Genomic DNA, 23,906 nt, shown 5'->3' with positions numbered 1-23,906 from the left:
TCCATGACCTAGGAGCCGACTACTACACCCGGCGGGTCAACATCGAACGCCGCATGCGTAACCACATCGCCCAACTGACGGCCATGGGCTACCGCGTCAGCGTCGAACCCGCCGCCTAAGCACACCAAAACACAGAGCCGGCTGCGCCGGCTGCCTTCGGCCTGCCCACTCACCTTCAGGCATTTTCCGGTCAGAGTGGCCGTCAACGGCGACAGTCACTCTGGCGTGACAGTCGCTGGGCGGGCTGAGGGTCTGCGATCGAGGGGCTGCCGATCAACGGGATTACGGGGCGACGGTGAGCCAGTCGGCGAATCCGGAGGGGTCGTGCCGGCCCAGCGCGCCGTGCTCGAACAGCCCCCAGCCTTCCACCGGGGCAGCGTTGCCCTCGGTGCACACGGCGCGACCCACATGGTCGATCACGCCGAACGCGGTCCGGCCGACGACTGCCGGATCATTCATGTCGTAGGTGCGGCGCTCGGTGAACTTCTCGCCCTTCCACACGCCGTGGATCCAGTCGACATCGCCGCCGTAGCCGCCGCCGACGTGGATCGGCACGGGCAGTTTGGATTCCACGTCGAACCGGACCGGGGTGCCGTCGGGCGTGGCGGCCTCGATGGTGGCCCCGGTGGGGATTCGTGTCCCGGAGCGGTAGTGGATCTTCACCCGCGGCCAGCCGAGCTGCTCGACGCGGCCGTCCTTGAAGACCCGGCTGCAGTCGTTGAGCGAGCGGAACCCGCTGGGATCCTCCTGGATGATGAAGACGATCGAGAAATCGTCGAACGCCATCGGTACGTACAGCCACCACATGCCTTCGAACGGCGGGTCGGCGGGACGTCCGGCGGGCTCGGCCTCACCGACCGGCCGGATGCCCCAGGACCGGTCGCGGGAGCCGATCCAGGTGTCGGGGTCGACGTCGATGCGCTGCCCGTCGATCTCCAGATAGCCACTCCAGGAACCTGTTTGGGCGAAGCGTTGCGCGTCGAGGGTGACCCGGTTGCCCTGACGCATCAGGTGGGGCTGTTCCTGCACGGCGTCGAAAAGCCCGTTCCAGGTGAGATCCGCGGCGATGCCCTCGGTTTCGTCGAGCACGATGCGAACCTTCTTGAGCGGCTCGGGGACCTCGATCCGGTAGCCGCCGACGTGCTGGTTGAGCCGGTCCTGATCGATCGCGTCGGACAGATGAACAGCCGTCTGCTCATCACCGCGTCGTACCAGGAAGTAGGCGTCCTTCACCCCGAGATTGGGGTAGTAACCCATGCCGGTGATGACGAAGATGTCTCCGGTGCGGTCGTGGGCGTTGAAATACGACCGGTCGTAGAAGTTCCGGTCCGACGATCCGGGCCAGGCGATCGGCTGGGGGACTTGGTGGACCGGGAATTCGTCCATCGGGCCGAGCATTCAGGCCTCCTCCTCGATCAGGCGCCGCAGCAACGGCGCGTGGTAGAACATGGTTTCGACATTGTCGGGCTTCTCGGTTTCACCGAAGTGGACTCGCCGGGCGCCGGTGCGCATGAATACGCAGCACCAGATGACACCGGAATAGACGTAGAACCAGCGCAGGTCACCGAGCTCCGCGCCGGTCAGCTCGCGGTAGGTGGCGCGGACATCCTCCTCGCGCATCACGTCCGGCAGGCCGGGTAGCCCGGCCATGCCTGCCAGCTCCTGAAACACCATGTGCGCAAAGATGATCCAGGAGACGTCGAGTTCGCGAGGGCCTACCGTGGCCATCTCCCAGTCGAGTACCGCCGCCGGCCGGAAGTTGTCGTAGAGCACGTTGCCGATGCGGGAATCGCCCCACGTCAGAACGGATTCCGACGCCGCCACGTCTTCGGGGAAGTTGTCCTGAAGCCACGTCAGTGCGCGCTCGACCAACGGGGAACGGCCGATGTCGGGGACCGCGTACTCATACCAGTTCTTGAGCCAGCCGAAGTGCCTGCGCAGCGCGGTGTCGCCGGGTGGATCGACCTCGGACAGATACGCGAACCGTTCTGCGGCGTCGGGGATCGCGTGCAGTTTCGCCAGTACCTCGACGGTGCTGTCTTGCAACTCGCGCTGGCGATCGAGGGGGGCGTCGGCGAACCAATTGCCGCCGAAGGTGTACGGCATGACATCTGGGGGGACTTGGCCGTCGACGCGGTCCATCAGAAAGAACGGGGTGCCGAGCACCTCTCCGGTGGTGTCGATCCAGCGCACGGTGGGCACCGGCACGTCGGTGAGTTCGCCGACCTGACGCATCACCTCGAATTGGTGATCCAGCCGGTAGGACGAGAACACCGGGACGTCGTCGACGGTGGGGGCGACGCGTGCCACCCACTTTTGCTCCTTGGGTTCGCCGTTGTCTTCCCAGCGGCCGGTCAGCATGATCGTTTCGGAGGACATGCCGTTGGAGTCGACTCCGCTTTCCACGGTGATCTCGGGAGCGATGCCGCCGGGCATCACGGTGGACAACCAATTGGACAGCACCGATGGCAGGGTGGTGACGTCACGGCTGGAGCGTTGCAGGTGGTCGACGTTCTCGACAGGAGCGTCCACGGCCTCGTTTGCCATTCAACTGTTCCTTACGGCCACAATTACGATACTGTTAGTAGCGTTATGAAAGCAGAGCCATCACCACTTGGCAAGACCGCCGGAGCGGGACGTCCCCGAGACCCGCGCATCGACGCTGCCATATTGCAGGCGACTACGGACCTGCTTGTCGAAATCGGTTACGCCAACCTGACCATGGCGGCCGTCGCCGAGCGGGCTCAGACCACGAAAACCGCGCTGTATCGCCGCTGGTCGAGCAAAGCGGAGTTGGTGCACGAGGCAGTGTTCCCGGCTACCGCAACCGCGTTGACGACGCCGGCGGGGGACATCGCCGCGGACATCCGGGCGATGATCGCTGCCGCCCGCGACGTGTTCACCAGCCCGGTGATGCGGGCGGCCCTGCCCGGTCTGGTCGCCGATGTCGTCGCCGACACCGACCTCAATGCCCGGGTGATGCAGCGGTTCGCCGGGACGTTCGTCACCGTGCGCGCCCGTATCGTCGACGGCATCATGCGCGGTGAGGTTCAACCGGATGTCGACCCGGACCGCCTGGTGGAGCTGATCGGTGGGTCGACCATGCTGCGGATGCTGCTGTGGCCCGAACGCGAACTCGACGACGAGTGGGTGGCGCAGACGGCGGCGATCCTGGTGCACGGGGCCACTGTCAAGCCGTGAGGTTGACATGAACCGCAGTTCAGGTTCGACACTGGTGTGGTGAATGCCAACGACGAACAGGAGATCCGGGCCGTCATGGCCACGACGACCGATCTGTGGATCGCGCACGACATGGACGGCTGGGGCCGGTATTTCACCGAGGACGCAGACTTCGTCGCGCACAGCGGAACGTGGTGGACCTCGCGTGACGCCAATGTGGAAGGGCACCGGGATGTCCCGGAATCCGTTGTCCGCCAGAAGCGGAACTACACCCAGCGGGTCGAGGCCATCGATGAGATCGCGCCCGGGGTGGCGCTGGTGCACACCCACTGGGACTGGCCGGACCACGTTCAGCCGGGCGCAACCGCGCAGGACCGCAGCGGCATCGTCAGTTACGTCCTCGTCGACAACGACGGTCGCTGGCTGATCCGATCGGCCCACAACACCCGGGTGAGCTGACTATGGACATCCAGCCTTTTCCCACCGACTGGCAGACCGCGCTCGTGTTGGTGGCGCACCCGGACGATCCCGAGTACGGCGTCGGCGCGGCCGTGGCCAAGTGGACCGCCGCCGGCAAGACCGTGCGGTACGCGCTGGCCTCGCGTGGCGAGGTGGGTATCGCCGGTATGGCGCCCGAAGAAGCCGGGCCGTTGCGAGAAGAGGAGCAACGCCGATCGGCGGCCATCGTCGGTGTGGACGACGTGGTGTTCTGGGACTTTCCGGACAGCAACATCCGCGACACGTCCGAGCTGCGGGAGAGGATCGCCGAGACCGTCACGGCGATGCGTCCCGACGTCGTCATCACCATCTACAGCGGGCCGAGTTGGGCACCTGGCGCACCGAACCAGCGTGATCACATCGAGTTCGCTCACGCGGTGGCAGCTGCCTACGACTCGCTGGCTGATCCGCCGGCGTGGCTCTTCGAGAACGGGCCGGAGCCGACCCACTGCGAGGTGGTCGACGGCTATACCGAGCTGGCGGTGAGTTCTCTTGCTGCCCATGAGGTTTACTTGTCGGTGCTCGACCCGCGGACTCCCGTGGTCGAACAGGTGCGCCGGCAGGTGGAGATGTCGACGCCGGCATCGCCGGGATTCGGCGAGCGCACCGTCGGCTTCATCTTGAAGCGGCATCGCTGAGCCGACCCGCCGAGTAGGCCTACCATCGCAGCTGTGCGTGCAGTGGTGTTTTCCGGGATCGGCGTGCTGCCGGAGGTCGTCGAGGTCGCCGATCCTGAGTGTCCCGACGACGGTGTGGTCGTCGAAGTGGCGGCCACCGGCCTGTGCCGGTCCGACTGGCATGCCTGGCGTGGACACGACCCCGTGGCCCTGCCGATCATTCCCGGGCACGAGTTCGCCGGAGCCGTCGCGGCTGTCGGCACCGATGTCTCGGGCTGGCAGGTGGGCGACCGGGTGACCGCCCCCTTCGTGCTGGGTTGCGGGCGGTGCGAGTTCTGTGAGGCCGGGGCTGCCCAGGTGTGTCCCAACCAGGAGCAGCCGGGTTTCACCTTGCCGGGATCGTTCGCCCAGCGGGTGGCGGTGCCGCGGGCTCAGACCAATCTCGTCCGCCTGCCCGACGGTGTCTCGTTCGCCGCAGCAGCGTCGTTGGGGTGCCGGTTCGCGACCTCGTTCCGGGCCGTGGTCACCCACGGAGGGGTAGCGCCAGGCCAGTGGGTGGCGGTGTACGGCTGTGGCGGAGTCGGTCTGTCGGCAGTGATGATCGCGAAGGCGTTCGGCGCCAATGTGATCGCGGTCGACGTGACCGAGGCCGCCCTGGCCGCGGCGGGCCGGCTTGGTGCTGACGAACTCGTCCACAGCAGCGAAAGCGCCGATGTCGCCGCCGAAGTCGTAAAACGCACCGGCGGTGGTGTGCACATCGGTATTGACGCCCTCGGTGATCCAGCACTTGCGGCGGCCTCCGTAGCCGCATTGCGGCGGCGGGGCCGGCACATTCAGGTGGGCCTGCTCCTCGGGAGCGCCGCGCTGACCGCGCTCCCGATGGATCGGGTGATCGCCCAGGAGCTGGCGATCCTCGGGTCGCACGGGATGCCCGCCGTCGACTATCCGGCAATGCTCGACCTCATCGCTTCGGGAGCGCTGGACCCGGAGCGTTTGGTGACCCGTGTGGTGGGTCTCGACGAGGCAGGTGCCGCGATGGCAGCCATGGACGCACCCACCGGCTCCGGGATGACGATCATCGAGCCGAACCCGACGGCCTAGCCGATCTGTCCTCGGTTGCGTTGAGCCACTGCTTGATAGCGGTCGCCCAGCCCATCGAAATCGCGGGTCTGCGCGCCGGCGATCTCCGTCTCCGCGGCCAGCGCGGGGGACAGCAGTGGCGTCGTACCGCGGGTATAGATCTCCTTGAGCCCCGCCATGATCGGTCCCGGTACCTCGGCGATCTGAGCGGCGAGCTCCAGCGCGCGGTCCAGAAGGGCCTCATGCGGCACCACCTCGGTGACCAGACCCAAGCGTTCGGCGCGCGCGGCATCGATGACCTCGCCCGTCATCGACAGCCGGCGCGCCATGGCGGCGCCGACCACGTGCGGGAGCCGTGCCGTCATCCCGCCGCCGGGCAGGATGCCGACCCGGGCGTGGGTGTCGGCGAAAACCGCACGCTCGGAGGCGATCAGGAAATCGCAGCCCAGCGCCATCTCCAGCCCGCCGGTAAACGTCGCACCGTTGATCGCGCCGATGATCGGAGTACGCAGCTCGCCGGTCTTGGTGATGCAGTTGTGCGACCGGAACTCCGCGAAGTACTCCGTGCCGAGGGTTTGCGCTTCCTTCAGGTCGACGCCGGCGCAGAACGCCGGGTCGGTTCCGGTGAGTACGATCGCCCGCACGTCGGTGTCGGCGTCAGCGGTCTCCAGGCCGGCATAGAGCTCCTCGATCAACTCGCGGCCCAGGGCATTTCGCGCCTGTGGGCGGTTGAGGGTGAGAACCCGGACAGCACCGTGGTCAGCGGTCAGGACAACATCGCGAACAGACATAAAATCGGATGCTACGCCGCATATTTGTGCATGTTTGGGTCTGCTCGCGGTGGGCAGTCAGCGCAGGAACATCTGCGCATTGTCGGCCAGGTCCAGCAGGGGCTGTGGTAGTGCGCCGAGTGCGAAGGTGACAGCCGCGGTGACGGTGATGACGGCAGTGGACAGCCCGCTGGGGACGACGACCTCCGGTGCGTCTTCGGGGGCATCGGTGAAGAACATCAGCACGATCACCCGCACGTAGAAGTACGCCGCGACGGCACTGGCGATGACACCGACGATGACCAAGGGGATCGCACCGCCCTCGCCCGCAGCCTTGAACACCGCGAACTTGCTGACGAATCCACTGGTCAGCGGGATCCCGGCAAACGCCAGAAGGAACAGTGAAAACACCACGCCGACAATCGGATACCGCCGTCCCAGCCCAGCCCACTGGGCCATCCCGGTGGCCTCCTCGCCGGTGCTGTTGCGGACCAGGCCGACGACCGCGAACGCGCCGAGCGTGCTGAATCCGTAGGCGAACAGATAGAACAGCGTCGAGGACACTCCGGCCGGGTTGGCCGCGATCACACCGGTGAGGATGAACCCCGAATGTGCCACCGCGGAGTAGGCGAGCATCCGTTTGACGTCGGTCTGGGTGACGGCGGTGATGGTGCCGACCACCATCGTCAGGATGGCAATCGCCCACAGAATCGGCCGCCAATCGTCGCGCAACTGGGGTAGCGCGACGTAGAAGATGCGCAGCGTTGCGCCGAACGCGGCGATCTTGGTGGCCGCGGCCATGAACGCGGTGATCGCGGTGGGAGCGCCCTGGTACACGTCGGGAATCCACGAATGGAACGGAACGGCGCCGACTTTGAACAGCAGTCCGACCAGCAGCAGGGCCACACCGACCAGCGCCAGCGGGGTGTTGGGTGCTCTGGTGTCCACCGCCGTGGCGATCCCGGCCAGGTCCAGTGTCCCGGCGTAGCCATACAGCATGGCCGCGCCGTAGAGGAAGAACGCCGACGAGAACGCCCCCAGCAGAAAGTATTTGAGCGAGGCCTCTTGTGACAGCAGACGGCGGCGCCGGGCCAGACCACATACCAGATACAGCGGAAGAGATAGCACTTCCAGTGCGATGAACATGGTCAGCAGATCATCGGCGGCCGGGAACAACAACATGCCGCCGATCGCGAACATGGTCAACGGGAAGACTTCCGTCTGCATCACACCGGTCTTGGTGGCCAGCTGCTCGGCGACACTGCCCGGTACCGCCGACGCCTGTGGGGTGAACCCGTCGAGGCCGCGGGCGCCACCGGAAGTCGCTGCGGCCGATTGACGTTCGGCTATGAGCAAGATGCCGAGAATACCGACGAGGGCGATCGTCCCCTGTAGGAACACCGCCGGCGCGTCGAGCACCACCGAGCCGAGCACCGCGGGCCTGCCGGGGGTGCCGTGCAGGTCCCGGGCCAGCAGGACCACTGCCACCACTGCTGCCACCAACCCGCCCAGCGCGAGGGCGACCTGCACCCCGTAGCGCGCCGGGCGCGGCAGGAAGGCTTCGACGAGCACACCGGCCACTCCCACCCCGAACACGATCAGCATGGGGGAGAGCAGGGCGTACTCGATGCTCGGCGTCACCATGGTCAGCGGCTCCCCTCGGCGATGGTCGGTGGTGCGCTCGGTGCCGGATCGGTTTGTCCGATGGTGGTCAACGTGTGCTGTACCGCCGGATTGATCACGTCCAGTGCGGGTTTGGGGTAGATGCCCAATACCAGCAGCAGCGCGATCAACGGTGCCACCACCACCAGTTCGCGTGGCACCAGATCATGTAAGCCGCGCCCACTGTCGTCACCCTCGAGCAACCCGTCGGGGACCGGACCCGTCATCATCCGTTGGTACATCCACAGGATGTACACCGCCGACAACACGAGTGCGGTGGCGGCGAACACCGCGACCACCGGATAGCGCGTGAATGTGCCGATGAGAACCAGGAATTCACTGATGAACGGCGCCAGGCCCGGCAGTGACAACGTCGCCAAGCCTGCCACCAGGAACGTTCCCGCGAGTACCGGCGCCACCTTCTGTACGCCGCCGTAGGCGTCGATCAGCCTGGAACCGCGCCGCGTTACCAGGAACCCAGCGATCAGGAACAGGGCAGCGGTGGAGATTCCGTGATTGATCATGTACAGCGTCGAACCGGCCTGGCCCTGACTGGTCATGACGAAGATGCCGAGGATGATGAAACCGAAGTGCGATATCGACGTGTAGGCGATCAGGCGCATCACATCGGTCTGACCGATCGCCAGGACAGCGCCGTAGATGATGCCGATCACCGCGAGCGTGATGACCAGCGGACGGAAATACGTTGAGGCATCCGGAAACAGCGGCAGGCAGTAACGGAGCATGCCGAAGGTGCCCACCTTGTCCATGATCGCCATCATCAGCACCGCACTGGCCGGGGTGGCCTGGACCGCGGCGTCGGGCAGCCAACGGTGAAACGGCCACAGCGGTGCCTTGACCGCGAACGCGAACATGAACCCCAGGAAGAGGAAGTTCGCGATCGCGGGGTCGATCACGAACTCGCCCGAGGACACCGCGGCGACGATCGCCCGGAAGTCGAAGGTGCCTGATGCAAACGCATCACTGCCTGCGGTCACCACGTACAGGCCGATCACGGCGGCCAGCATCACCAGACCGCCGAACAGGTTGTACAGCAGGAACTTCACCGCCGCTTTGGAAGCTTGAGCGCGGTGTTCTCCAAAACCGCCGATCAGGAAGTACATCGGGATCAGCATGGCCTCGAAGAACACGTAGAACAGCAGGATGTCCAGCGCCACCAGCGACATGAACACCATGCCCTCGACGGCGAGGGTGAGCGCCAGGTAGGCCTGCACACCGCGGCCGCCGAGACCGGTCTGGCGGGCAGCGTCATTCCAGCCCGCGATGATCAGCAGCGGGAGTAACACGGCGGTGAGAACAACCAGGGCCAGCGCGATGCCGTCGACCCCGAGGATGTATCCGGTACCGAACGACGGGATCCAGCGGTGTGACTCGACGAACTGGTACTGCTCGCCGGCCGGATCGAAGCCGGCCGCGATCAGCCCCGCCAGACCCAGGGCCGCCAATGAGATCACCAGGGCCAGCCACTTCGCCAGTGTCCGTTGCGATGCAGGGAGCAGCATCACCACCGCGGCACCCACCGTCGGGAGCGCCCACAGCGCCGTCAGCCAAGGAATCGTGCTCACCACAGTCGCACCGCCAGAATCGTCGCCACCACCAGAGCCGCACCGCCGAGCATGGACAGCGCGTAGGAGCGGGCGAAGCCGGTCTGCAGCTCACGCAGCCCATCCGACGTTCGGCGCACCAGCGCGGCCAGCCCGCCCGCGGTGCCGTCGACCACCTTGTCGTCGACGGTGACCAGGGCCGCGGTGAGGGTCTGACCCCCTCGCATGAACACCGCCTCGTTGAATGCGTCGCCGTACAGATCGCGCCGGGCGGCCACCGTCAGCACCGCACCTTCGGGCACCTCGGCCGGAACCGGCCGCTGCGCATACATCCGATAGGCCACCGCGATGCCGACCGCGACGACCGAGAGCACGACCACCGTGACCACCCACGCCGGGATCGCGTGGTGCGCCTCGTGAGCACCGACCACCGGCTCCAGCCAATGCGACAGCGTGCCACCGATGGCCAGCGCACCACCGGAAACCACCGAGCCGACCGCGAGCAGGATCATCGGCCAGGTCATCACGGCAGGCGCCTCGTGCGGATGAGCATCGGGGGCCCAGCGCTTTTCGCCGAAGAACGTCATCAGCATCACCCGGGTCATGTAGAACGCGGTGATCCCGGCGCCCAGGATGGCCGCGCCGCCGAGGACCACGCCGCGGACGCCGCCGGCACCGAGTGCCGCTTCGATGATGCTGTCTTTCGAGAAGAAGCCGGCCAGTGGCGGCACCCCGATGATCGCCAGATAACCGAGCCCGAAGGTGGCGAAGGTGACCGGCAGGACCTTCCGCAACCCGCCGTAGCGGCGCATGTTCACCTCGTCGTTCATGGCGTGCATCACCGACCCGGCGCCGAGGAACAGGCCGGCCTTGAAGAAGCCATGGGTGAGCAGGTGCATGATCGCGAACGCGTATCCGGCCGGGCCCAGCCCGGCGGCCAGCACCATGTAGCCGATCTGGCTCATCGTCGATGCGGCCAGGGCCTTCTTGATGTCATCTTTGGCGCAGCCGATGATCGCGCCGAACAGCAACGTGACGGCGCCGACGATGACCACACCGGTCTGGGCGCCCGGGGCGAGGTCGAAGATCGGTCCGGACCGCACGATCAGGTAGACGCCGGCGGTCACCATCGTTGCGGCGTGGATGAGCGCCGAGACCGGCGTCGGGCCCTCCATCGCGTCGCCGAGCCAGGACTGCAGCGGCACCTGGGCTGATTTGCCGCACGCGCCCAACAACAGCAGCAGGCCGATCGCGGTGAGGGTGGCTTCGCTCAATGCCGGTGCGGCGCTGAAGACTCCGGCAAACGAGATCGACCCGATGGTGGCGAACATGATCATCAACGCGATGGCCAGGCCCATGTCACCGACCCGGTTGACGACGAAGGCCTTCTTGGCCGCGGCGGCGGCCGAGGGTTTGTGCGACCAGAACCCGATCAGCAGATACGAGGCCAGGCCCACGCCTTCCCACCCGGCGTACAGGCCCAGGTAGTTGTCGGCGAGCACGAGCAGCAGCATGGCCGCCAGGAACAGGTTCAGATACGCGAAAAACCTTCTCCGGTGGGGGTCGTCGGACATATACCCGATCGAGTAGATGTGGATCAAAGACCCGACGCCGGTGATCAGCAGCACGAAGCACATCGACAGCTGATCGAGCTGCAGCCCGAAATCGACCTGCAGGCCGGCCACCGGCACCCAGGAGAACAGCGCCTCCGAGACCGCGCGGTGTTCACCGTCGCGGCCCAGCATCTGGCTGAACAGCACCGCGCCGAGGACGAACGCGCCCAACGCAGTGGCACAACCCAGCAGGTGCCCCCACCGGTCGGTGCGTCGGCCGCCCAGCAGCAGCACCGCGGCTCCGGCGGCGGGGAGCGCGATCACGAGCCATACGGGTATCGTCATGGTGCCCTTAGTGCTTCAGCAGACTGGCGTCGTCGACCGAGGCCGAATGGCGGGTGCGGAAGATGGCCATGATGATCGCCAGGCCCACCACCACCTCGCAGGCGGCGACCACCATGGTGAAGAACGCCACCACCTGGCCGTCGAGATGACCGTGCATGCGGGAGAATGCGACGAACGCGAGATTGGCGGCGTTGAGCATGAGCTCGACGCACATGAACATCACGATGGCGTTGCGCCGCAGCAGTACTCCCGACGCACCGATGGTGAACAACAGTGCCGACAGGTAGAGATAGTTGTCGGGATTCATATTGCTCCTCGCGTGCGCGGATTCATCGCGTCACTCCTCCCCGTTGACCGAGTTACCGACCGAGTTGCTGATCGCGCGCTGCGGCAGAATCGCGCTGACCGACAATGCCGCATCGGAGCCGTCGGGCAGGCGAGCCGGGACGTCTACGGCGTTGTGCCGGGCATAGACCCCGGGGTTGGGCAGCGGGGTCGGATGTCCGCCGGCCTGGAACCGTTCGACTGCCAGTTCGCGCTGGGTCTTGCGGCGCTCGAAGCGTTCCCGGTGGGCCAGCACCATCGCGCCCAGGGCCGCGGTGATCAGCAGTGTGCTGGTCAGTTCGAACGCCCACAGATAGCGGGTGAAGATCAGTGCTGCCAACCCCTCCACGTTGCCGTAGCTGTTGGCCTGTGTCAGCCCGGTGAAACCGGCAACCGAGACGTTGCCGATCCCGGCGATCAGCAGGATGCCGAATCCGGTGCCGGCGGCCACCGCCGCAAGGCGTTGTCCCCGTAGCGTTTCGGCGAACGATTCGGACAGGTCGACCCCGATGAGCATGAGCACGAACAGAAACAGCATCATCACCGCGCCGGTGTAGACCACCACCTGCACCACTCCGAGGAACAGTGCGTCCTGGGCGATGTAGAGCACAGCGAGCGCGATCATGGTGCAGGCCAGGAACACTGCGGAGTACACCGCCTTCGGGGCGGCCACCACTCCGATGGCGCCGAGCAGTGCGACCGCGCCGAGGATCCAGAAGAGCACCGCCTCCGAGGTTGACGTACGCGCCGTGCCCTCGGCGGCGAGCCGCGAAATGTGCTCCGCGGCCGGCAGCACGAGGTCGGGGCTCACGGGGTGTCCTGCGGCAGTGCGTTGACCCGGCCGAGGTAGTAGTCGTCGTCGGTGCTGCCCGGTGCCATCTCATGCGGCGGTGCCTGCATGCCGGGTTGCAGCGGGGCCAGCAGTTTGTCCTTGCCCCAGATCAGATCTGCCCGGTTGTCGTCGGCCATCTCGTACTGGTTGGTCATGGTCAGGGCACGGGTCGGGCAGGCTTCGATGCACAGTCCGCAACCGATACAGCGCAGGTAGTTGATCTGGTACACCCGGCCGTATCGCTCACCCGGGGAGAAGCGTTCTTCTTCGGTGTTGTCCGCACCTTCTACGAAGATCGCGTCGGCCGGGCAGGCCCAGGCGCACAGCTCGCAGCCGATGCACTTCTCCAGACCGTCGGGGTAACGGTTGAGTTGATGACGGCCGTGATATCGCGGCGCCACGGGGCCCGGTTTCTCCGGATATTCTTCGGTGAGCGGCTTTTTGAACATCGAGCCGAAGGTGACGGCAAATCCGGCCAGGGCGTCGAGAAACTTAGGCATCGACAGCCTCCTTTCCAGCATTTGGTAGCGGCGGCACCGGATATGCTCCGGCGCTCTGCTCAGGTGACAGCTGAATCGTTCTGCCCCGCAGGGATTTCCACAATGCAGCGGCCAGCACCGCGACGACGATGACCGCGGTGGTCACCAGGCCGGTGGCCCAGTTGTGGTAACCCTGCTCACGCAGGCTGTGGGTTACCGCGACGACCATGATCCAGACCAGTGACACCGGGATCAGCACCTTCCAGCCCAACGCCATGAACTGGTCGTAGCGCAACCGGGGCAGGGTGGCCCGGAGCCAGAAGTACAGGAACATGAACGTCCACACCTTGGCGACGAACCACAGCAGCGGCCACCAGCCGCTGTTGGCCCCGTCGATGAGGTTGAACGGGAACGGTGCATGCCATCCGCCGAGGAACATCGTCGTGGCCAGCGCCGACACGGTGGTCATGTTGACGTACTCGGCGAGCATGAACATCGCGAACTTCAGCGACGAGTACTCGGTGTGGAATCCGCCGACCAGTTCACCCTCGGCTTCGGGCAGATCGAAAGGCGCCCGGTTCGTTTCGCCCACCATCGAGGTCACGTACACCACGAACGAGGGCAGCAGAAGGAATACGTACCAGGTGCCGTCTTGGGCCGCGACGATACCGGAGGTGGACATGGTTCCCGCGTAAAGGAACACTGCGGCGAACGACAATGCCATCGCGATCTCGTAGGAGATCACCTGGGCGCTCGATCGCAGGCCACCCAACAGCGGGTAGGTGGAACCGGAAGCCCAGCCGGCCAGCACGATGCCGTAGACCCCGATCGAGGTGACGGCCAGGATGTAGAGCACCGCCACGGGCAGATCGGTCAGTTGCAGTGCGGTGCGGTGTCCGAACACCGATACCTCACCGCCCATCGGGATCACCGCGAACGCCATGAACGCCGGGATCACCGCGATGATCGGGGCCAGAAGGTAGATGGGCTTGTCGATGCCCGCCGGAGTGAGACCCTCTTTGAGGGCGAGTTTCACGCCGTCGGCCAACGACTGCAGCAGACCCCACGGGCCAACTCGGTTGGGGCCGGGCCGCCTCTGCATGCGGCCCAGCACCTTACGTTCGATCAGGATCGCCGAGAGCACGGTCAGCAACAGAAAGACGAACACCCCGAGCGCTTTTGCCAGGATCAACCACCACGGGTCGTGGCCGAACAGGGTGGGGTCCGGGTACGTCATGAGTCGGCCCGCTCGCTTGGGGCCGGCCCGATCGAGACCAGCGCTCCGGCGCTCACCCCGAGCTGGCGGTGGATCGCCGAGCCGGGAGAATTGGTGGGCAACCACACCACGCGCTCCGGCATCTCGGTCACCGTCAGCGGCAACGTGACGGCACCCCGTTCGGTGCTCACGGTCACCGGATCTCCCGGTGCCACTCCGATTTCGGCAGCGGTTGCAGGGGACAGGCGCACCACGGCTTGCACGGCGGTGCCGGCCAGATGCGGTTCGCCGTCCTGCAGACGCCCGGCATCCAGAAGCAGACGCCAACTGGCCAGTATGGCGTGCCCGGGAGGCGGGCTCGGGGGAGCCTCGGGCCCGACCGATGGTTGTGCGGCGCGGGGCCCCGTCCAGGGACCGAGCCGGCCCAGTTCGGTGTCGGCGGCTTCGGGACCGTTCAGGCCGAGGTCGACGCCGATCTCGTCGGCCAGGTAGTGCAGGACCCGCAGATCGGGGATGGCGTTGGTCTGCAACGCCGGCCCGAATGGTCGAATCCGGCCTTCCCAGTTGAGATATGCGCCCGCCTTCTCCACCACGGGCGCGACGGGGAAGACCACGTCGGCCAACTCGGTGACCTCGCTCTCGCGCAGCTCGAGGCTCACCACGAACGGAGCGGCCCGTAGCGCGGCGAGTGCCGCCGCCGGGTCGGGCAGGTCGGTGATCTCTACACCACCGACGATGAGGGCCGAGAGCGTGCCGTCGCCGGCCGCGGCCAGGATGCCGCTGGTGTCGCGGCCCGCGGTGGCCGGCAGGTCGGAGGTGTTCCACACCGCCGCGGTCTGCGCGCGGGCGTCGGCGTCGGCGACGGGCCGTCCGCCGGGCAGCAGGTTCGGCAGGGCACCGGCCTCCAGGGCGCCACGCTCACCGGCCCGGCGCGGGATCCAGGCGATCTGGGCCCCGGTGGCCGAGGCGAGCCGCAGCGCGGCCGACAGTGCACCGGGGGAGCCGGCGAGCCGTTCACCGACCAGGATCACCGCCCCCGGACGTCGCAGCCGCTCGTCGGACTCCAGGGCGTCCAGGGCAGCGGCTTCGGTCCCGGGGACCGTTGGGATCAGGGTGCCCGCCATCTTGGTCAGGCCACGGCTGGCGAACGGGGCCATCGCGAGTACCTGCAGGCCGTTTTTGCGGGCGGCCTTGCGCAGCCGCAAGAAGACGATGGGGGATTCCTCTTCGGGTTCCAACCCGACGAGCAGGACTGTCTGGGCCTTTTCCAGGTCGGCGTAACGCAGCGTCATGGGCTGCCCGGCGATGCGTGCGGCGAGGAATTCCGCTTCCTCGCCGGAGTGCGGCCGGGCACGGAAATCGATGTCGTTGGTGCCCAGCACCATTCGGGCGAACTTCGAATATGCGTAGGCATCTTGCACGGTGCAGCGCCCACCCACCAGCACACCGGTGTTCGCACCTGCGGTCAGCAAGGCCGCACCCGCGACCGTCAGCGCCTCCGACCACGAAGCCGGCCGCAGTACACCGGCGTCACGGATCAGCGGTGTGGTGATACGGTCGCCGGCTGTCGCATAGGTGAAGGCCCACCGGCCCTTGTCGCAGTTCCACTCCTCGTTGACCTCGGGGTCGTCTCCGGCCAAGCGGCGCATCACTTTTCCGCGCCGGTGGTCGGTGCGCTGAGCACAGCCCGATGCGCAGTGCTCACAGACGCTGGGGCTGGACACCAGGTCGAACGGTCGGGCCCGGAACCGGTAGGCGGTCCCGGTCAGCGCGCCGACCGGGCAGATCTGCACGGTGTTGCCGGAGAAGTACGACTGGAAAGGCTCCCCTGGGGCGATGCCCACCTGTTGCAGTGCACCGCGTTCCAGCAACTCGATGAACGGGTCGCCGGCGATCTGGGCGGAAAACCGGGTGCAGCGTGCGCACAACACGCAGCGTTCGCGGTCCAGTAGCACCTGTGAGGAGATGTTGATGGGTTTCGGGAAGGTCCGTTTGACGTCCTCGAACCGGGTTTCCGGGCGCCCGTTGGACATTGCCTGGTTCTGAAGCGGACATTCACCGCCCTTGTCGCATATCGGGCAGTCCAGGGGGTGGTTGATCAGCAGCAGCTCCATCACGCCGCGTTGGGCCTTGTCGGCGGCCTCGGAGCTGAACTGGGTGTGTACCACCATGTCCGGGCTGACGGCAGTGGTGCACGAGGCCATCGGTTTGCGCTGGCCCTCGATCTCGACCAGACACTGCCGGCACGCCCCGACCGGATCGAGCAGCGGGTGGTCGCAGAACCGGGGGATCTGGACACCCATCAGCTCGGCGGCGCGGATCACCAACGTGCCCTTGGGGACACTGATCTGCTCACCGTCGATGGTCAGCGACACCATCTCGACCGGCGGGGTGTCCTTGGTCGGCTCAGCCAGCGTCATGCACGCCGCTCCTTTCCTTCCGCGAGCAGAGGTATATGTCCCGAAATCGTCGTCGTGTCGGGTACATACATGTCTGCTCGCGCGATGGACATCTACGCACCCGCCCCTTCGGTCGCCATCAACGTCGAGGCGTGCGGATCGAACGGACAGCCTCCGTCCAGGTGTGCCAGGTACTCGTCACGGAAGTACTTGATCGAGGACGTGATCGGGCTGGCGGCACCGTCACCCAACGCGCAGAACGACTTTCCGAAGATGCCGTCGGCGATGTCGAGCAGCTTGTCGATATCGGCTCGGGTGCCTGCGCCGGTCTCCAATCGAGCGTAGATCTGGGCCAGCCAGTAGGTGCCCTCGCGGCACGGTGTGCACTTGCCACAAGACTCGTGCGCGTAGAACTGGGTCCACCGGCGCACCGCCCGCACCACGCAGGTGGTCTCGTCGAATATCTGCAGAGCCTTGGTGCCGAGCATGGAGCCGACAGACGCCATGCCCTCGTAATCCAGTGGAACGTCGATGTGTTCGGCTGTCAGCAGCGGCGTCGACGACCCGCCGGGAGTCCAGAACTTCAGGGTGTGCCCGGCACGGACACCGCCGGCATAGTCGAGCAGCTCGCGCAGCGTGATCCCCAGCGGCGCCTCGTACTGGCCGGGCCGGTTGACGTGGCCCGACAGCGAATACAGGGTGAAGCCAGGGGATTTCTCCGAGCCCATGGACCGGAACCAGTCCACCCCCTTGAGCATGATCGGCGGCACGCTGGCGATCGACTCGACATTGTTGACCACCGTCGGGCACGCGTACAGACCGGCGACAGCGGGAAACGGCGGACGCAGCCGTGGTTGGCCGCGGCGGCCCTCCAGAGAATCCAGCAGCGCGGTCTCCTCACCACAGATATAGGCTCCCGCACCGGCGTGCACGGTCAGCTCCAGATCGAAACCCGAGCCGAGGATGTCGGTGCCCAGATAGCCGGCCGCATACGCCTCGGCGACCGCGGCCTGCAGACGCCGCAACACCGGCACCACCTCACCGCGGACGTAGATGAAGGCATGGCGGGCACGGATCGCGTAGGCCGCGATGATCACGCCCTCGATCAGAAAGTGCGGCGTGGTCAGCAGCAGCGGAATGTCCTTGCACGTACCGGGTTCCGATTCGTCGGCGTTGACCACCAGGTAATGCGGCTTGGCGCCGGCACCTTCGTCCCCCTGAGGGATGAACGACCACTTGGTCCCGGTCGGGAACCCGGCGCCGCCACGTCCGCGCAACCCGGAGTCCTTCACCAGCGCGATCACGTCGTCCGGTGCCATCGTCAGCGACCGCTGCAGCCCGCGGTAACCGTCATGGCGGAGGTAGGTGTCCAACGTCCACGGTTCTGGTTCGTCCCAGAATCGGCTCAGTACCGGGGTCAGCGGGGTCATGCGATCGGACCTGCCTCAGGGGTGGACATTCCGCGTTCGCGGGCTTCGCGCAGGCCGGCCAGGGTGGCGGCGCCCGGGGCTCCACCCGAGGTGTGCGGATCGCTCAGGCCGGCCAGGGTGCGCGCCGTCTCGCGGAAGGTGCACAGCGGTGCGCCGCGGGTCGGCGCCGGCGGTGTTCCGCCGCGGAGCCCGTCCACCAGATCCCTTGCCGACGAAGGTGTCTGGTTGTCGTAGAACTCCCAGTTGACCATGACCACCGGGGCGTAGTCACACGCCGCATTGCACTCGATGTGTTCGAGTGTGACGCGGCCGTCAGCAGTGGTCTCGCCGGCGTGGATGTCCAGGTGTTCCTGCAAGGCGTCAAGGATGGCGTCACCGCCCATGATCGCGCAGAGGGTGTTGGTGCACACCCCGACGAGATAGTCGCCCGTCGGGGTGCGCCGATACATCGAGTAGAACGTGGCCACCGCGGTGACCTCGGCATCGGACAAGCCCAACAGCGTTGCACAGAAACCGATTCCGGCCGGGGTCAGACAGCCGTCCTCGGCCTGCACCAGATGTAGCAACGGCAACAGGGCCGAACGGGCATCGGGGTAGCGGGCGGTGATCTGCTCGGCCTCGGCGGCCAGCCGGTCCGACACCCCGTCCGGATACGCCGCGGGCCCGTTGATCGGCGGGCCCGCTTCGTCGGGGCGTTGCCCCAGTTCCAAGAACACTTCAGTCACCTGTGCTGCCTCCCCTTCGCGCAAGCGCTCACAGTCTGTTTCTTCTTCGCGCAAGCGCTCATCAGCGGTCAACACCGCCCATCACCGGGTCAATCGATGCCACCGCGGCGATGGCATCGGCCACCATGCCGCCCTCGCACATCGCCGCCACTGCTTGCAGATTCGTGAACGAGGGGTCGCGGTAATGCACGCGGTAGGGGCGGGTGCCGCCGTCGGACACCATGTGCACTCCCAGCTCCCCGCGCGGGGACTCCACCGCGACGTACACCTGGCCGGCCGGTACCCGGATCCCTTCGGTGACGAGCTTGAAGTGATGGATCAGCCCTTCCATGGAGTGACCCATGATCTTGGCGATGTGCTCGCGGGAATTGCCCAGCCCGTCGGGCCCGACTTTCAGATCGGCCGGCCAGGCCAGCTTCTTGTCGTTGATCATCACGGGGCCGTCGCCCATCTTGTCGAGCCGGTCCACACACTGCTCGACGATCTTGAGCGACTCCCGCATCTCCTTGACGCGGATGATGTAGCGGCCGTAGGAATCGCAGCGGTCATCGGTGATCACGTCGAATTCGTAGTCCTGGTAGCCGCAGTACGGTTGCGCGCGCCGCAGGTCATGGGGCAGGCCGGTCGAGCGCAACACCGGGCCGGTGATCCCCAGCGCGATACAACCGGTGAGGTCGAGATACCCGACGCCGACGGTGCGGGCCTTCCAGATGTAGTTCTCGTTGAGCAAATCCTCCAAGTCCTGCAGGCGTTTCGGCAGCAGGTCGAGCAACGCCCCAACTTGACTGACCGCGTCGTCGGGCAGGTCGGCGGCCAGACCGCCCGGCCGGATGTAGGCATGGTTCATACGCAGACCGGTGATCGCCTCGAAGACCCGCAGGATCTCTTCGCGTTCCCGGAATCCGTAGAACATCGCGCTCATCGCGCCGAGTTCCATTCCGCCGGTGGCCAGTGCCACCAGATGCGAGGAAATCCGGTTGAGCTCCATGAGCATCACTCGCACGACGCTGGCGCGCTCCGGAATGTCGTCGGTGACGCCCAGCAGCTTCTCCACACCAAGGCAATACGCGGTCTCGTTGAAGAACGGGGAGAGGTAGTCCATCCGCGTGACGAACGTGACGCCCTGTGTCCAGTTGCGGTACTCCAGGTTCTTCTCGATGCCGGTGTGTAGATAGCCGATACCGCAACGGGCTTCGGTGATGATCTCGCCCTCGATCTCGAGGATCAGCCGCAGCACTCCGTGCGTGGACGGGTGCTGGGGACCCATGTTGACCACGATGCGTTCGCCGGCGTGCTCGCGGGCCGCGGCCACCACGTCGTCCCAGTCCTGTCCGCCTACCACTACGACGGGGGATTCGGTACTCATCAGTTGTAGGACCTCCGCTGATCGGGCGGCGGAATCTGGGCGCCGTGGTATTCGACCGGAACACCACCCAGCGGATAGTCCTTGCGCTGGGGATGGCCGGTCCAGTCGTCGGGCATTTCGATCCGGGTCAACGCGGGATGTCCGTCGAACACGATGCCGAAGAAGTCATACGTCTCGCGTTCGTGCCAATCGGTGGTCGGATAGACCGAAAACAGCGACGGGATGTGCGGATCAGAATCGGGCGCTGCCACTTCCAGCCGAATGCGGCGGTTGTGCGTGATCGACATCAGCGGGTAGACCGCGTGGAGTTCACGGTCGGTGTCGTCGGGGTAGTGGACCCCGCTCACACCCAGGCACAGCTCGAACCGCAATTGCGGATCGTCCCGCAAGATGCTGGCCACAGCGGGTAGCTGGACTCGGCTGACCTCCAGGGTCAGCTCGTCTCGATGAACGATCACCCGCTCGATCGAGACCGCGTAGCGCTCCTCACCGAGAAGTCCGGCGAGCCGGTCGACCACCTCGTCGAAGTATCCGCCGTACGGCCGCGGGGAACTGCCCGGCAATGCCACCGACCGCACCAGGCGACCATAGCCGGACGTGTCACCGCTGCCCGAGGCGCCGAACATACCGCGGCGGGTGGCGATCACCTCCGGACCCTGACCTGCGCCCGTGTTGCTTCCGTTGGCTGCGCTCATCGCAGCAGGCCTTTGAGTTCAATGGTGGGTGTGACCGACAAAGCCGCCTGTTCGGCCTCCCGAACGGCCTCTTCGCGGTTCACCCCGAGTGGCATCTGCTGAATCTTGTCGTGCAACTTCAGAATTGCGTGCAGCAGCATCTCGGGCCGCGGTGGGCATCCGGGTAGATAGATGTCCACCGGCACCACGTGATCGACACCCTGCACCACGGCGTAGTTGTTGAACATCCCTCCCGAGGAGGCGCAAACCCCCATGGCCAGCACCCATTTCGGCTCGGCCATCTGGTCGTAGATCTGTCGCAGCACCGGGGCCATCTTCTGGCTCACCCGGCCCGCCACGATCATCAGATCGGCCTGCCGCGGCGTCGCGGAGAACCGCTCCATGCCGAACCGGGCGATGTCGAAACGTGGTCCGGCGGTAGACATCATCTCGATGGCGCAGCAAGCCAAACCGAACGTGGCCGGCCACAGCGATCCCTTGCGCACATAGCCCGCGACCGCTTCCACCGTCGACAGCAGGATTCCACCGGGCAGGCGTTCTTCTAATCCCAATTCAGACCTCCTCGTCGCCACACGTAGGCGTACGCCACGAACACCGCGAGCATGAACAGCAGCATCTCCACCAGCGCGAACAACCCGAGACGGTCGAACGCCACCGCCCATGGGTAGAGGAAGACGATTTCGATGTCGAAAACGATGAACAACATCGCCGTCAGGTAGTAGCGGATCGGTATGCGCTGGCCTGTCACGCCGGCAGCGCCGGGCTGCATCGGTTCGATCCCGCATTCGTAGGCCTCGAGTTTGGACCGGTTGTAGCGGCGGGGGCCGATGACGAGCGCGATCCCCACGGAAACCACCGCGAATGCGGCCGCGATCCCTGCGAGAACCAGGATGGGCGTGTATAAATTCATGCCACTTATCGCTCCCTCGCCTGCTTGTCGATGTGAGCTAACCCACAGCCTAGCGAGCTTTGCGGCCTGTGCCACACATTTTGGTTAGTATCGTTTCATATCGGGGCAGCGTGTCGCTGCGGCCACAGCCATGCCGCGAACAATCAACGGCAACAGGGCAATTCGCAGAATCGCTATTGAGCCGGTGTGCGCAGTATCGACACCACCGCATCGCCCAACCGGATCGGATCGATCGGGTGCGGTACCGCCGCCTCGGCCTGTGACCAACTAGCCAGCCAGGCATCGTCCGGCCGCCCGGTCAGCACCAGGATCGGCGGACAGTTCGCGACCTCGTCCTTGAGCTGTTTGGCCACGCCCATACCGCCCGCCGGGGTGGCTTCGCCGTCGAGAATCGCCAGGTCGATACCCCCGGCATCCATCCGAGAGACCACCATCGGCGCGGTGGCGACTTCCAGGTAGTCGAGTTCGGGTAGTTCCGGATGCACACGTTTGCCCAGTGCGAGACGTACCTGTTCGCGGGTGCGCGGGTTATCGCTGTACACCAAGATGTGCAGCGGCGCGGAGCCGGCCATGCTGCCGATGCTACTGCGCCTGTCGTCGCAGACCGGCCAACTCAACGAATTCGGTTGTGGGGCATCACACTCGGGTGAACACAAGTTCACCCGACAGGACGGTCGTGGGGCCGACCATCCCGAGCAGGTCGCCTGACACACCGAAGTCGTCACGCTGGACCTCGCACTGCCCCGACAGTCGACGTGTGGTGTCGTCGAGAACCTCGACATCGACCGGCAACTCGACCGGCTTCGACACGCCGCGGACCGTCAGGACGGCCGTCAGGCGGATCCTCTCGTCGGATGGCTCCAAACCCGTCACCTCGACGGTGATATCGGGATGAGTTTCGACGTCGAAGAAATCGGCCGACCGCAGGTGTGCATCGCGTTTCGCGATCCCGGTGCGCACCGACGCCGCCGTGACCACCACGCGGCCGGTTACCCCGGCACCGGCGGAGCCTTCGCCGCTGAATTCGGTGAACCGCCCGGTCACGGTGGCCAGGCCCCACAGGGTCTTGTTCCGGAATGCCACGGTGGACCGGTCTGGTACGAGCGTCCAGTTTCCGGCACTGGCGGTCAGGATGTCGCTGGTCGTGGACATGGCAGCTCCAATGCGTCGGGTCAGGCAAACAGGGGCGCGATGTCCCTCGGATCGAAGTATTCGTCGATGCGGTGGATCAGACCGTCCCTACCCACTTTGATCACGATGCACACCCGCAAGGCGATCAACGTGCCGTCGGGCGCGCCCGCGTGCAGCACATGCTGCTGGACGAACCCTCCCTCGAAGAATCGCCGCTCGAGCACTTCGTAACGGCGCTCGGTGGTGGTGTTGACGAACCAGTCGATGACTTTCAACGCCCGGACTCGGTCGTTGTCCTTGGAATCGCCGGCGTGCCATACCGCGACGTCGTCGGCCCACAACTGGGCCACGCCGTCCGTGTCGCCACGTGCGATCGCATCGAACAGCCGGTGCGCGATGTCGTCGACGCGTTCGGCTTCGGAAGGGGACATCATCGGCTCCTCGGTAGGGCTTGACCTCAACGGCTATTCAGGTTTCAGACTCGAATCATGAACTCCACGCCCGCACACTCCCTGTTCGACGAAGCCTACGAGTCCGGCACCGCGCCGTGGGTCATCGGTGAGCCGCAGCCGGCGATCGTCGAGTTGGAGCGGACCGGCCGCCTGGGAGGCAAGATGCTGGACGTCGGTTGCGGCGCCGGTGAGCACACCATGCTGCTGACGCGATTGGGTTATGACGTACTCGGCATCGACTTCTCCGAACATGCTGTTGCCCAGGCCCGCGAGAATGCCGCACGGCGGGGAATCGACGCGCGGTTCGCGGTGGCCGATGCGACCCGCCTGGGAGAGGCTCCGGGCCCGCGGTACGACACGATCGTCGACAGCGCGCTGTTCCACGTTTTCGACGATGCCGACCGGCCGCGCTACGTCGCGAGCCTGCACCGAGCGGCCCGAACCGGGGCGACGGTGCACGTCCTGGCCCTGTCCGACGCAGGTCGTGGATTCGGACCCCAGGTCAGCGAGGAAGTGATCCGTCGGGCCTTCTCCGAGGGCTGGGACCTGGAGTCGCTGGAGACCACGACCTATCGCGGTGTGGTGGGTCCGGCGCATGCCGAGGCCATCGGTGAGTCGGTTGGCGCCCGGGTCGACGAGCCGGCGTGGCTCGCCCGGATCCGCAGGCTCTGACGTGG

Annotated in this window: 25 protein-coding genes; 5 read left to right on the top strand and 20 right to left on the bottom strand. The window is 66.1% G+C overall.

Features of this window, described 5'->3' with window-relative positions; genetic code table 11:
• Positions 1 to 282: 282 nt before the first annotated feature.
• Entirely contained in the window at positions 283 to 1,398 is a 1,116-nt protein-coding gene (locus BKG60_RS06150; protein WP_075909388.1) for an Rv3169 family protein, read from the bottom strand.
• A complete protein-coding gene (locus tag BKG60_RS06145) occupies positions 1,399 to 2,547 on the bottom strand; it encodes a phosphotransferase family protein (protein WP_070186982.1) in 1,149 nt (382 codons plus the stop codon). It abuts the gene before it with no gap.
• A gap of 45 nt (positions 2,548 to 2,592) precedes the next feature.
• Between BKG60_RS06145 and BKG60_RS06140 the strand changes: the two genes are divergently transcribed.
• From BKG60_RS06140 to BKG60_RS06125, 4 genes are read left to right on the top strand one after another with little or no spacing between them, the layout of a single operon-like run.
• Positions 2,593 to 3,201, top strand: a complete 609-nt coding sequence (locus BKG60_RS06140; RefSeq protein WP_070186981.1) for a TetR/AcrR family transcriptional regulator — start codon at positions 2,593 to 2,595, stop codon at positions 3,199 to 3,201.
• 39 nt (positions 3,202 to 3,240) lie between these two features.
• Entirely contained in the window at positions 3,241 to 3,639 is a 399-nt protein-coding gene (locus BKG60_RS06135) for an SgcJ/EcaC family oxidoreductase (protein WP_075909396.1), read from the top strand.
• 2 nt (positions 3,640 to 3,641) lie between these two features.
• Positions 3,642 to 4,316, top strand: a complete 675-nt coding sequence (locus BKG60_RS06130) for a PIG-L deacetylase family protein (RefSeq protein ID WP_075909387.1) — start codon at positions 3,642 to 3,644, stop codon at positions 4,314 to 4,316.
• Positions 4,317 to 4,349: 33 nt separating this feature from the next.
• Entirely contained in the window at positions 4,350 to 5,396 is a 1,047-nt protein-coding gene (locus BKG60_RS06125; protein WP_075909386.1) for a zinc-dependent alcohol dehydrogenase family protein, read from the top strand.
• Here BKG60_RS06125 and BKG60_RS06120 read toward each other — a convergent pair.
• The 18 genes from BKG60_RS06120 to BKG60_RS06035 form a co-directional block, all read right to left on the bottom strand.
• Positions 5,393 to 6,166: an enoyl-CoA hydratase gene (locus BKG60_RS06120; protein ID WP_075909385.1), complete on the bottom strand. Its 774-nt coding sequence runs from the start codon at positions 6,164 to 6,166 to the stop codon at positions 5,393 to 5,395. The two genes, BKG60_RS06125 and BKG60_RS06120, sit on opposite strands and share 4 nt — an antisense overlap.
• A 57-nt stretch (positions 6,167 to 6,223) precedes the next feature.
• Positions 6,224 to 7,789, bottom strand: coding sequence for an NADH-quinone oxidoreductase subunit NuoN (nuoN, locus tag BKG60_RS06115; protein WP_075909384.1), 1,566 nt, complete (start codon positions 7,787 to 7,789; stop codon positions 6,224 to 6,226).
• A 2-nt stretch (positions 7,790 to 7,791) separates the two neighbouring features.
• Positions 7,792 to 9,396 carry an NADH-quinone oxidoreductase subunit M gene (locus BKG60_RS06110; protein WP_075909383.1) on the bottom strand — a complete coding sequence of 535 codons (1,605 nt, stop codon included), beginning with the start codon at positions 9,394 to 9,396 and terminating at the stop codon, positions 7,792 to 7,794.
• Positions 9,390 to 11,270 (bottom strand): NADH-quinone oxidoreductase subunit L, encoded by a 1,881-nt coding sequence (gene nuoL / locus BKG60_RS06105; protein WP_075909382.1) that lies wholly within the window; start codon positions 11,268 to 11,270, stop codon positions 9,390 to 9,392. Before nuoL ends, BKG60_RS06110 begins: the two co-directional genes overlap by 7 nt.
• A gap of 7 nt (positions 11,271 to 11,277) precedes the next feature.
• Entirely contained in the window at positions 11,278 to 11,577 is a 300-nt protein-coding gene (gene nuoK / locus BKG60_RS06100) for an NADH-quinone oxidoreductase subunit NuoK (protein ID WP_070186974.1), read from the bottom strand.
• Positions 11,578 to 11,607: 30 nt separating this feature from the next.
• The gene (locus tag BKG60_RS06095) at positions 11,608 to 12,369 is read right to left on the bottom strand and encodes an NADH-quinone oxidoreductase subunit J (protein ID WP_083650253.1); all 762 of its coding nucleotides are present in this window, start codon (positions 12,367 to 12,369) and stop codon (positions 11,608 to 11,610) included.
• A 32-nt stretch (positions 12,370 to 12,401) separates the two neighbouring features.
• On the bottom strand, positions 12,402 to 12,926 hold the full coding sequence (gene nuoI / locus BKG60_RS06090) for an NADH-quinone oxidoreductase subunit NuoI (protein ID WP_070186973.1): 525 nt from the start codon (positions 12,924 to 12,926) through the stop codon (positions 12,402 to 12,404).
• The gene (gene nuoH, locus BKG60_RS06085; RefSeq protein ID WP_070186972.1) at positions 12,919 to 14,142 is read right to left on the bottom strand and encodes an NADH-quinone oxidoreductase subunit NuoH; all 1,224 of its coding nucleotides are present in this window, start codon (positions 14,140 to 14,142) and stop codon (positions 12,919 to 12,921) included. Before nuoH ends, nuoI begins: the two co-directional genes overlap by 8 nt.
• Entirely contained in the window at positions 14,139 to 16,541 is a 2,403-nt protein-coding gene (locus BKG60_RS06080; protein WP_070944474.1) for an NADH-quinone oxidoreductase subunit G, read from the bottom strand. Before BKG60_RS06080 ends, nuoH begins: the two co-directional genes overlap by 4 nt.
• 92 nt (positions 16,542 to 16,633) lie before the next feature.
• The gene (gene nuoF / locus BKG60_RS06075) at positions 16,634 to 17,950 is read right to left on the bottom strand and encodes an NADH-quinone oxidoreductase subunit NuoF (protein ID WP_075909380.1); all 1,317 of its coding nucleotides are present in this window, start codon (positions 17,948 to 17,950) and stop codon (positions 16,634 to 16,636) included.
• Positions 17,947 to 18,675 carry an NADH-quinone oxidoreductase subunit NuoE gene (nuoE, locus tag BKG60_RS06070; protein ID WP_075909395.1) on the bottom strand — a complete coding sequence of 243 codons (729 nt, stop codon included), beginning with the start codon at positions 18,673 to 18,675 and terminating at the stop codon, positions 17,947 to 17,949. The genes nuoF and nuoE overlap by 4 nt, the downstream gene beginning before the upstream one ends.
• Positions 18,676 to 18,736: 61 nt before the next feature.
• The gene (gene nuoD, locus BKG60_RS06065; RefSeq protein WP_075909379.1) at positions 18,737 to 20,041 is read right to left on the bottom strand and encodes an NADH dehydrogenase (quinone) subunit D; all 1,305 of its coding nucleotides are present in this window, start codon (positions 20,039 to 20,041) and stop codon (positions 18,737 to 18,739) included.
• Positions 20,041 to 20,736, bottom strand: a complete 696-nt coding sequence (locus tag BKG60_RS06060; RefSeq protein WP_070186968.1) for an NADH-quinone oxidoreductase subunit C — start codon at positions 20,734 to 20,736, stop codon at positions 20,041 to 20,043. Before BKG60_RS06060 ends, nuoD begins: the two co-directional genes overlap by 1 nt.
• Complete coding sequence (locus tag BKG60_RS06055; protein WP_065516690.1) at positions 20,733 to 21,287, bottom strand: NuoB/complex I 20 kDa subunit family protein; 555 nt, start codon at positions 21,285 to 21,287, stop codon at positions 20,733 to 20,735. The genes BKG60_RS06060 and BKG60_RS06055 overlap by 4 nt, the downstream gene beginning before the upstream one ends.
• The gene (locus tag BKG60_RS06050) at positions 21,278 to 21,646 is read right to left on the bottom strand and encodes an NADH-quinone oxidoreductase subunit A (protein ID WP_075909378.1); all 369 of its coding nucleotides are present in this window, start codon (positions 21,644 to 21,646) and stop codon (positions 21,278 to 21,280) included. The genes BKG60_RS06055 and BKG60_RS06050 overlap by 10 nt, the downstream gene beginning before the upstream one ends.
• Positions 21,647 to 21,819: 173 nt before the next feature.
• Positions 21,820 to 22,218 carry an Rv3143 family two-component system response regulator gene (locus BKG60_RS06045; protein ID WP_070186966.1) on the bottom strand — a complete coding sequence of 133 codons (399 nt, stop codon included), beginning with the start codon at positions 22,216 to 22,218 and terminating at the stop codon, positions 21,820 to 21,822.
• Positions 22,219 to 22,282: 64 nt separating this feature from the next.
• Positions 22,283 to 22,798, bottom strand: coding sequence for a YceI family protein (locus BKG60_RS06040; RefSeq protein ID WP_075909377.1), 516 nt, complete (start codon positions 22,796 to 22,798; stop codon positions 22,283 to 22,285).
• 20 nt (positions 22,799 to 22,818) lie between these two features.
• A complete protein-coding gene (locus tag BKG60_RS06035; RefSeq protein WP_070186997.1) occupies positions 22,819 to 23,208 on the bottom strand; it encodes a nuclear transport factor 2 family protein in 390 nt (129 codons plus the stop codon).
• 57 nt (positions 23,209 to 23,265) lie between these two features.
• Here BKG60_RS06035 and BKG60_RS06030 point away from each other — a divergent pair, with 57 nt between their 5' ends.
• Entirely contained in the window at positions 23,266 to 23,901 is a 636-nt protein-coding gene (locus BKG60_RS06030; RefSeq protein ID WP_075909376.1) for a class I SAM-dependent methyltransferase, read from the top strand.
• Positions 23,902 to 23,906: the final 5 nt, after the last annotated feature.

The sequence above is a fragment of the Mycobacterium syngnathidarum genome (genome assembly GCF_001942625.1).
GTDB lineage: Bacteria > Actinomycetota > Actinomycetes > Mycobacteriales > Mycobacteriaceae > Mycobacterium > Mycobacterium syngnathidarum.
This window is presented reverse-complemented; position numbering and strand designations above follow the sequence as displayed.